The following is a 9,235-nucleotide window of genomic DNA, read 5'->3' as shown; positions in this document are numbered from 1 at the left end:
GGGAGTTTTGCGGCTGGGTTGTGGGCTGCGGGCTTCGAGGGGGTCGGGGGTCGCTGCCAGTAAGGGTCCGGCCGGGGCGCGCGCTGGTGCGTGGTCGCCTCGGCCGGAGCTCGCTCGTCCCGGGTGGCGTCCGGGAGTTTTGCGGCTGGGTTGTGGGCTGCGGGCTTCGAGGGGGTCGGGGGTCGCTGCCAGTAAGGGTCCGGCCGGGGCGCGCGCTGGTGCGTGGTCACCCCCGGCCGGAGGTCACTCCTCCCCGGTGGCGGCCGAGAGTGCCGCGGCCGGGTCGTGGGCCGCCGGACCCGCCGGGAGCCAGCGGCCGCGGCGCTTGCGGTACGGCCACCAGCGGCCGTCGCGGCCGAGCCGCACCTGCGCGTCCGTGCCGGTGGCCGTCCACCGGTTGCGGGCAGCCCGCAGCGGCGGGCGCTCCCCGGCGTCCCAGGCCGCTTCGACGGCGGCACGCGCGCGTGCCGCCGTCTCTGCGTCCGGCGTCCACTCGTCCTCCAGGACGGACAAGGCGGCGGTGCCCCCGTTTTCCCAGGCCGACACAGCCGCCGCGAGACCTTCGCGGTCGCGCCCCGACCCGTCGGCGAGCCTGGCCCCGATCCACGCCTCAGGGGCGCCCGCGGCCAGCCGGGCCGCATCCTGATCCATCGTCAACTCAACCTCCGGTGACCGTAGTTCGTGGCCCGGAGCGAGCGCATCCGTCAGCATCCGGTGCGCCTCGGCCGCTGCCCGCGCGCCGAGGAACTCCAGCGCCGCCACATCCGTCCCGGCAGGCGGCTCCGTCTCCGTGTCCAGGGACGGCACGCGCCCCGCCTCGGGCGGCACCGGGGGAGCGGCCGGCAGCGGCGGCAGGATGCTCCCCGCCGCGAAAGCCTCCGTGGCGTCGACGCCGTCCGCGTGCACGGGCCCTTCGTCGGTCTCCTCGTCGGTCTCCGCGTCGGCGGACCCGGCCGTGGCGGACGCCACGCTGCGTACCTGGAGTTCGTCGAGCAGTGCCCGCTCCCGGCGCCCGCGCATCAGCAGCAGCACGAACGGATCCTGGTCGAGGAGGCGGGCCAGCTGGTAGCAGAGCGCCGCCGTGTGGGCGCAGTGGTCCCACGCGTCACACCCGCAGCGCGGCTCCAAGTCGCCGATTCCCGGAAGCAGTTCCACGCCGGCCGCCGCCGCGTCCTCGACCAGGTGCGGCGGCATCACGCGGTCGAGCAGCGCCGCGATGTGCCCGGCTCGTTCGACCGTCATCCCGAGGAACTGGTCCCACTCCTCCTCGCTCAGCCGTTGCAGCAGCACGTCCGCGCGGTACACGGCACCGCCCCGGTCCCGGACGAGCGCGGTGACCCGCCCGGGCCGCACCGAGACCGCCCCCACGGAACCGGCGCGCGCGAGTGCGCGCCCCGCCTTCAGCTGCTGGAGGTCGAGGGCGGTGTCCTCCAGCGCCTTGAGCCAGGTCTGTCCCCACCACGACTGCGCGAAGCCGCGCCCCTGGACGGGCGGCAGCGCCTCGAAGACACGCTCCTCCTGCGCCGCGTCGGCCCCCTCGCCAGGGCTGTCCTCCTCGCCGTCGAACAGGTCGTCGCCGTACTCGTGACGGTCCGTCATCGTGCGCCCCCTCGCAGCTCGACCAGATCGGCCAGTTCGGAATCGGTCAGTTCGGTCAGGGCCGCCTCGCCGGAGCCGAGCACAGCGTCCGCCAACTCCCGCTTGCGCACCAGCATGTCGGCGATCCGGTCCTCGATCGTCCCCTCCGCGATCAGCCGGTGGACCTGCACGGGCCTGTGCTGCCCGATCCGGTACGCGCGGTCCGTCGCCTGCGCCTCGACCGCCGGGTTCCACCAGCGGTCGTAGTGCACGACGTGTTCGGCCCGGGTGAGGTTGAGGCCCGTACCCGCAGCCTTCAGCGACAGCAGGAAGACCGGCACCTCGCCCTCCTGGAAGCGCCCCACCATCGCCTCGCGCGCGGCGATGGGCGTGCCGCCATGGAGGAACTGGGAGGTCACGCCGCGAGCCGTCAGATGGCGCTCGATCAGGCGCCCCATCTGCACGTACTGCGTGAAGATCAGTACGCTCGCGTCCTCGGAGAGGATCGTGTCGAGCAGTTCGTCGAGCAGCTCCAGCTTGCCGGAGCGGCCGGGGATGCGCGGTTCGTCCTCCTTGAGGAACTGGGCAGGGTGGTTGCAGATCTGCTTGAGCCCCGTGAGGAGTTTGACGATCAGTCCGCGCCGGGCGATGCCGTCCGCCCCGGCGATCTCGGCGAGCGTCTCGCGCACCACGGCCTCGTAGAGCCCGGTCTGTTCGGTGGTCAGCGACACGGCGCGGTCGGTCTCGGTCTTCGGCGGGAGCTCGGGCGCGATGCCGGGGTCCGACTTGCGGCGCCTGAGCAGAAAGGGCCGCACGAGTTGGGACAGGCGCTGGGCCGCCGCCGGGTCCTTGCCCTCCTCCACCGCGCGCGCGTAACGCGTGCGGAACGTGCCGAGCTTTCCGAGCAGCCCCGGGGTCGTCCAGTCGAGGATCGCCCACAGTTCGGACAGGTTGTTCTCCACGGGGGTGCCGGTGAGCGCCACGCGCGCGCGTGCCCCGATGGTCCGCAGCTCCTTCGCGGTCGCCGAGTGCGGGTTCTTGACGTGCTGCGCCTCGTCGGTGACGACCATGCCCCAGTCGGCACCCGCGAGTTGCGCGGCGTCGAGCCGCATCGTGCCGTACGTGGTGAGCACGAATTCGCCGGGGGCGAGGTCGTCCAGGCTTCGGCGCCCGCCGTGGAAGCGGCGCACGGGCGTGCCGGGCGCGAACTTCTCGATCTCGCGCTGCCAGTTGCCCATGAGGGACGTAGGGCAGACGACAAGGGTCGGGGCGGCAGTCTCCGGGGCGCTCTGCCGGTGCAGATGGAGGGCGATCAGCGTGATCGTCTTGCCGAGACCCATGTCGTCGGCGAGGCAGGCGCCGAGGCCGAGGGACGTCATCCGGGCCAGCCAGTTCAGGCCGCGCAGCTGGTAGTCGCGCAGTTCGGCGGCCAGCGCGGCGGGCTGTCCCACGGGCTCCATGCCCTCCGGGTCGGCGAGCCGCTCCCGCAGCTCGGCCAGCCAGCCCGTCGGGTGGACGTCGACGCGGCGGCCGTCGACCTCCGTGGAACCCGTCAGGACCGCGCCCAGCGCGTCGATCGGCGTGACCTTGCGGTCCTGGTGCTCGCGGGCGCGCCGGGCCTCCTCGGGATCGATGAGGACCCACTGGTCGCGCAGCCTGACGACGGGCCGGTTGGCCTCGGCAAGCCGGTCGAGCTCCTCCCGGCTCAGCTCCTGGTCGCCCAGCGCGAAGCGCCAGTTGAACGCGAGGAGGGCGTCCGCGGAGAGGAACGACGGGGTGGCCGTCCGGAATCGGTCAGGGTTCCCCCCTCCGGGTGACCCTTCGTCCGGAGGGCCGATGACCGCGCGTGCGCTTAGCCGGCGCGCCAACTGCCGGGGCCAGTGCACGTCGACGCCCGCCGCGGCGAGAGCTCGCGCCCCGGCGCCCAGCAGGTCGGCGATCTCCTCGTCCGCCAGGTCGAGCGCGTCCGGCACGGCCGCCGAGAGCAGCGGCGCGAGGGGCGCCCAGGCTCGGGCGGCTCCCCGCAGCGCGAGCAGGGCGTCCATGCGGGCTCGTGGCCCGAATGCCTTGGCCGCAGCGCCCGACGCCGCCCAGACCTCGGCGGCGTCGGCGACGAGCGCGGGGTCGCTGACGCTGTGCATCTGGAGCACGGCGCGGAAGGCGACGTTCTCCTCGTCCGCGGCCCCCGGCGCGGCCCGGTCGATGCCCGGTACCTCGACGCGCAGCGAGATCCGCACGCCCGCGTCGTGTCCCGCGGCGACATCGGCGGCCCACGCGCGGTGTCCGGGCACCGGCTGCGGCTCGGGCGCGGTGAAAGCCCGCGCGCCCGAGGCGAGGCTCGCCGCGGGGGAGCGGGGCAGGGTGTCGGCGACGGCGTCGAGGAAGGCGCGCAGCAGCGCCTCGGGCGCGGGGAGACGGAGCGGCCCCGGACCGTCCAGGGGCGTCGCGTGGGCCTCGGGAGGCATCGCGGCGGCCAGCTCCCTGACCCGCTCCAGGTCCTCGGCCCGCAGCGGACCCGCGCGCCAGGCGTCGTGATCGGTCGCCGTGAGTCCGGGCAGCAGCAGGCCGCGCGCCGTGAACTGGAGGGCGAGCACGGCGGCGGCGCTCCAGAAGACGGCGGTCGGGTGCGCCTGTGGGATGGCACGCGCGCGCGTGAGGACGGGTAGTGCGGCGCGTACGGGCAACAGGACGGCCGGTACGGACTCGCGCTCGGCACCGGCTTCCCCGGGCACGGCAAGGCTCAGCTCCTCGGGCGTGCCCGCCTCGGTGTGCGGAGGCCGGCCACCGTCGGGGCGCCAGAAGGCGACTCTTCCATTGCGTGCCGGGTCGCCGGGCACGAAGACAGCGCAGCAGCGGACCAGTTCGGAGATCTCGGGGAGTGTTGCCACGGGACGCCTGTGGGCAGCGATGACGTGTTCCTCAAATTTGACTACCGGGCGGAATCGCCGAGGGTACCCCAAGACTCCGCCCGGCGTGACACGTCGCAAGGTGACGCCGGTCACCCCCGCCTGAAAGGGGTGGAGCTAGCCCCCCTTCGGGGGCGGTGCTACCCCCGCGCACAGTCGGGTGGTGGCCTCATGGTGGCCAAGGCCGCTGATTCCTAGGTTTGTTGAGGTCAGGGCGTCTCGTGAGCAGGGCGTCCGGACAGTACGTCTTCCTCGCCCCCGTCGCCACATGCTCCGCCATGCCCATCTCCTCCATCCCCATCCCGCGCCTGTCGCCATGCCCAGAGACCGGAGACCTCGCCATGACCCTGGCCGTCGAACCCGTAGTGGACCATTCCTCAGGTGCGACCGGGACGCAGCCGAGAGGCAGCGATTTCACGCCGCTGCTGCGGACCGTCAAGCGCCAGGACCTCCTGGAGCGGCGCACCGGCTGGTATGTGCGCAACATCGCGCTGAACGCCCTGTCCCTTGCCGCCGTCGGCACGGGCATGGCCCTCATCGGCGGTTCCTGGTGGGTCCTCGCGCTCGCGCCCGTCCTCGCGGTGCTCTGCGCGCGCACCGCCTTCGTGGGGCACGACGCCGGCCACGCCCAGATCACCGGCAACCGCGCCGTGAGCCGGGTCATCGGGCTCATCCACGGCAATCTGCTGCTCGGCATGAGCTACAGCTGGTGGAACGACAAGCACAACCGGCACCACGCCAACCCCAACCACATCGACAAGGACCCCGACGTAGCCGCCGACGTCCTCGTCTTCACCAGCAAACAGGCCGCGACCCGCTCCGGCTTCCGCCGCTGGCTCACCCGCAACCAGGCCTGGCTCTTCTTCCCGCTGACCCTCCTGGAGGGCCTCGCCCTGAAGCTGTACGGCTTCCAGGACCTGCGCCGCCAGCCCCCGCGCGAACGCGCCGTGGAAGGACTGTTCCTCGTCGCCCACGTCGTCGGCTACGTAGTCCTGCTCCTGACCACCATGCCGCTCGGCCACGCCCTCGCCTTCGCGGCGATCCACCAGGCACTCTTCGGTCTCCACCTCGGCATGGCCTTCGCGCCGAACCACAAGGGCATGGAGATGCCCGACCCGGACGGCGAGCGCTGGGGCCACCTGCGCCGGCAGGTCCTCACCTCCCGCAACATCAAGGGCGGCGCACTGACCGACTGGTTCCTCGGCGGCCTCAACTACCAGATCGAGCACCACCTCTTCCCGAGCATGCCGCGCCCCCACCTGCGCCTGGCCCAGCCCCTCGTCAAGGCCCACTGCCGCGACCTGGGCATCCCCTTCACGGAGACCGGTCTCGTCGACTCCTACCGGCAGGCCCTGCGCCACATGTACGAGGTCGGGGAGCCGCTGCGCATGGAATGAGCGGGCGCATGGAGTGACCCGGCGCATGAAGTGAGCCGACGCCTGGAGTGAGGCACCGTCCGGGTGGGGCCGGCCGCCTCCTGCGCAGCCCTGAGCCCCGGGTTCCTCGCCCGGGGCTCAGGGCGTGCGTGCCGGCTGGGAATGCCCGGGGCCGACTGGGACTCTCTGCGCTGCCTGGGGCTGCGCGGGGCTCAGGGGTGCGTCAGGGTGGAGGCTCAGGGGTGTCTCAGGGTCGTGAACAGGAACCGCCCGGGCGGCGAGTCCGTTTCAGAGAGTAGAGGCGGGGGCCCGCCTCTCATGGCGAGGGCGGTATGCAGCCCCCGAAGGAGGCGACGGACATGTCGAGGAACGCGAAGATCGCCGCAGGAGGTGTGGCGGTCGGACTCATCCTGCTGATCTGGCTGCCCTGGTGGGCGTCACTCCTGATCGTGCTCGGGGTGCCCGCGGCGGCCTACCTGGCGCTGGACCCCTCCCAGCGGCGCAGGCTCCGCCGCGCCTCACGCAGGGAGATAGGCCGCTGACGGGCAGGGCTACGGGCGGGTGGCAGCTGCCTCTGCCGTCGCCGAGCAGCTGTTGACGACGTCGCCGGCCACCGGCCTGGCGATGGTGTGGTCGGCGGGCGGCCGCGTGCCGTCCTCCACCCACGCGGTGAGCACGTCGAACGCGGACCGATAGCAGGGCAGCACGGGCCTCAGGCGGTCGGGATAGGTGTCGTAGAGGCCGTCGGTGTGCGTGCCGTCCTGCACGGTGTACGAACGGTGCAGGCGGGCGCGCCCCCGGTCGTCGACCATTCGCCCGTACACATCGGCGTCGGCCGCGATGGGCAGCAGGGTGTCCAGGTCGCCCTGGAGCGTGATCAGCGGCTTGCCGATCCGCCCGCTCAGCGCGACCCGCGCGACGGCGCGGTGCACCGAGGCGGGGCGTGCCGCGTAGCCGTACGAGGCGTCGGAGGCGCACGGTGCGAGCAGCTCGTCCGTCGTCGAACCCGCTGACGGGCCGGGGCACTTGGCGTCGTACGAGGGGTCGAACTCGGCTCGGTAGATCTTCTGTGTGATTCCCCAGTAGGCCTTCTGGTGGTAGGCCCACAGGAATTCGGAGCCGCGCGCGAAGCCCACGCGGTACAGATCGTCGTCGTCGGCCTTCCCGAGTCCGTACGCGACGGCGGTCGGCAGTGACGTGAGCGGGTTCGGGCCGTCCGCGGTCCAGAGGGTGCCCTCCCAGTCGACGCCGCCGTCGTACAACTCGGGATGGTTCTCCAGCTGCCAGCGCGTCAGATAGCCGGCGTTGGAGATCCCGGTCATGTAGGTCCGCCGCGGGGCCCGCCCGTAGCGCTGTGCCACGGCTTTCTTCGCCGCTCTGGTGAGCTGGGTGGTCCGGTTGTTCCATTCGACGATCGCGTCGCCGGGACGCTTTCCGTCGCGGTAGAAGTCGGGGCCGGTGTTGCCCTTGTCGGTGGCTGCGTAGGCGTAGCCCTGGGCGAGGACGCGGTCGGAGATCGCCACGTCCGTCGAGAACTGCTTTCGGTTGCCCGGTGAGCCGGTCACCACGAGGCCGCCGTTCCAGTGGTCGGGCAGCCTGATCACGAACTGGGCGTCGTGCTGCCAGCCGTGCGTCGTATTCGACGTGGAGTCGTCCGGGAAGTACCCGTCGACCTGCGAACCGGGGACGCCGGACGGATTGCGGGTCCCCTTCGCGGTGAGGCCCGCCTGGTCGGCGGTGTCGGTGTACGGGGTGCCGGCCAAGGCCGACGTCGTCAAGTCGTCCAGGCAGGCGGTCTGTTGAAGGGCGGCACCCGGGACGTGCACCCGCTCCTGACGAGCGCAGTGTGCCCCACCCCCACTGCTCTGCGCGGCGGCTCCCGCGGGCGCCGGCCCCGAGACGGCCAGCGCCAACACGGCCGTGGCGACGAGGGGGACTGTTCCGGACACGCGCATGGGGAGCCTCCGCGACGACGAGGACCGGCAGGGGTGACGAGCGGGGCCATCGTGCGCGCGGCGCGGCGCACCGGGCCATGGGCCGGCGCCACATGGGACAGAGGGGCGGTATGTGGGGGGCGGGGTTGGGGTTGGGGTGCGCGGCTAGAGGCAGGGCCGGGATGCACGAAAGGAGGGAGGAGGGAGGGGTGGGAGCGGGGGAGGGGGCGCGAAAGCGAAGGAGTCGAGGTACGCGAGAGTGTGAGGGAGATGCCGAGGCGCGACAGCGAAAGTGGCAGGGCTCCGACGCGTGAACTCGGGACCGGGCCGCGCAGCGGGCCGCGGGGGCCCGCTGCTGGAGGTTCAGGAGGGGCGTACGGCCATCTTGTCGAGCGCTTCCAGGAGGCCGGGCAGTTCGGGGCCCCGCCCGACGGGGAGCACCTCACCGGGCTCGTCGTCCAGCAGTACGAACGCGATGTCGTCCGTCCGGGCCACCATCGACCAGCCGGGCCCGTCGGCCCGGAGGGTCCGGGCGTCCCCGGACGCGAACGCCGACCGGACCCGGCCCAGGGGCGGAGGGCAGTCCACGTAGGCCCTTACCTCGGCGAGGACCCGCTGGATGCCCGCGTGCGGGGCGCGCGTGCTCTGCGCCTCGGAGTCGCTCCCGGAGGCAGCGCTGGCCGAGGTGTTGTCGGCTGCGTCGCCGGAATCGGTGGTGGAAGCGGAGGTGGAGGTGGCGGAGGTCGCCGCGCTGTCGGCGTCCGCGCCGCCTGCCTCCTCAGACGCCTGCGCACCGGCCGCCGCCTCGGAGCTCTCCGAGTCGGCCGCGCTGTCCGTCAGGAACGCACTGTCGTCGATCTGGTCCCGCCAGGACGCCCACTGGAGGGCGATCTCGTCGGCGCCGAGGCGTCGTTGGGCAGGGCCCCACGTCTCCGTGTTCGGCGGCGTGAGAGGCGGACCGTCCATGATCTCCGGGTCGTGTTCCGGGTCGTGCGGGGCGGGGACGCCCGGCGCGGACACGGAAAGGGCCAGCGGCCACCCCGGCATGGCCGAGACCACCGTGCGCTCGTCGGGCGACAACTCGTACTCCATGCCGCAGTCCCAGGACGCGATGGCGACGGCGACGAGGGACACGTCGTCTATGACGACGGTCCAGCGTGCTCCCGTTCCGTCCTGCCCGAGCACGAGCCCGTACCCGTCGGCGAGGGGTGCGAGCCCGAGCGCGGCGCATGCCTCCGGGTAGTCGTCCCCGAGCACACTGGGGAACTTCGCAGGGGTCAGCAACACCGCCGTCAGTACATACAGCGCGTCGTCCCCGGCGGCGACCGTGTCGTCCGTCCCGGCCATGCCAGCCTCCCCTGAGCGTTCTCCGTCGGCGCACCCTAACCAGTACCGGTGGAGATCGTCGAGGGCGTTGAGCTGGAAATTCTCCCGAAGGGCC

At 72.7% G+C, this 9,235-nt stretch carries 6 protein-coding genes; 2 read left to right on the top strand and 4 right to left on the bottom strand.

Annotated elements, in window-relative coordinates:
• Positions 1-243: 243 nt before the first annotated feature.
• A complete protein-coding gene (locus ACIPWY_RS22115; RefSeq protein WP_401534518.1) occupies positions 244-1,599 on the bottom strand; it encodes an SWF or SNF family helicase in 1,356 nt (451 codons plus the stop codon).
• Positions 1,596-4,466: an SNF2-related protein gene (locus tag ACIPWY_RS22110; RefSeq protein WP_401534516.1), complete on the bottom strand. Its 2,871-nt coding sequence runs from the start codon at positions 4,464-4,466 to the stop codon at positions 1,596-1,598. The genes ACIPWY_RS22115 and ACIPWY_RS22110 overlap by 4 nt, the downstream gene beginning before the upstream one ends.
• A gap of 359 nt (positions 4,467-4,825) precedes the next feature.
• On the opposite strand from ACIPWY_RS22110, the gene ACIPWY_RS22105 reads away from it, so the two are divergent.
• Together ACIPWY_RS22105 and ACIPWY_RS22100 are read left to right on the top strand one after the other, a co-directional pair.
• Positions 4,826-5,881, top strand: coding sequence for a fatty acid desaturase family protein (locus tag ACIPWY_RS22105; RefSeq protein ID WP_393702784.1), 1,056 nt, complete (start codon positions 4,826-4,828; stop codon positions 5,879-5,881).
• 338 nt (positions 5,882-6,219) lie between these two features.
• Complete coding sequence (locus ACIPWY_RS22100; protein ID WP_393702782.1) at positions 6,220-6,402, top strand: hypothetical protein; 183 nt, start codon at positions 6,220-6,222, stop codon at positions 6,400-6,402.
• A 9-nt stretch (positions 6,403-6,411) separates the two neighbouring features.
• On the opposite strand, the gene ACIPWY_RS22095 is transcribed toward ACIPWY_RS22100, so the two are convergent.
• Positions 6,412-7,815 (bottom strand): tannase/feruloyl esterase family alpha/beta hydrolase, encoded by a 1,404-nt coding sequence (locus ACIPWY_RS22095; RefSeq protein ID WP_393702780.1) that lies wholly within the window; start codon positions 7,813-7,815, stop codon positions 6,412-6,414.
• Positions 7,816-8,157: 342 nt separating this feature from the next.
• A complete protein-coding gene (locus tag ACIPWY_RS22090) occupies positions 8,158-9,141 on the bottom strand; it encodes a hypothetical protein (protein WP_393702778.1) in 984 nt (327 codons plus the stop codon).
• Between the last annotated feature and the right edge of the window lie 94 nt (positions 9,142-9,235).

The sequence above is a fragment of the Streptomyces sp. NPDC090032 genome, assembly GCF_044748025.1.
In the GTDB taxonomy this organism is placed as follows: Bacteria; Actinomycetota; Actinomycetes; order Streptomycetales; family Streptomycetaceae; genus Streptomyces.
The sequence above is the reverse complement of the archived record's forward strand: the minus strand, read 5'-3'. Positions and strand labels throughout refer to the sequence as shown.

Coding starts and splice junctions, on each gene's coding strand:
- ACIPWY_RS22115 (WP_401534518.1), bottom strand. CDS start 1,599: ATGACGGACCGTCACGAGTACGGCGACGACCTGTTCGACGGCGAGGAG.
- ACIPWY_RS22105 (WP_393702784.1), top strand. CDS start 4,826: ATGACCCTGGCCGTCGAACCCGTAGTGGACCATTCCTCAGGTGCGACC.
- ACIPWY_RS22100 (WP_393702782.1), top strand. CDS start 6,220: ATGTCGAGGAACGCGAAGATCGCCGCAGGAGGTGTGGCGGTCGGACTC.
- ACIPWY_RS22095 (WP_393702780.1), bottom strand. CDS start 7,815: ATGCGCGTGTCCGGAACAGTCCCCCTCGTCGCCACGGCCGTGTTGGCG.
- ACIPWY_RS22090 (WP_393702778.1), bottom strand. CDS start 9,141: ATGGCCGGGACGGACGACACGGTCGCCGCCGGGGACGACGCGCTGTAT.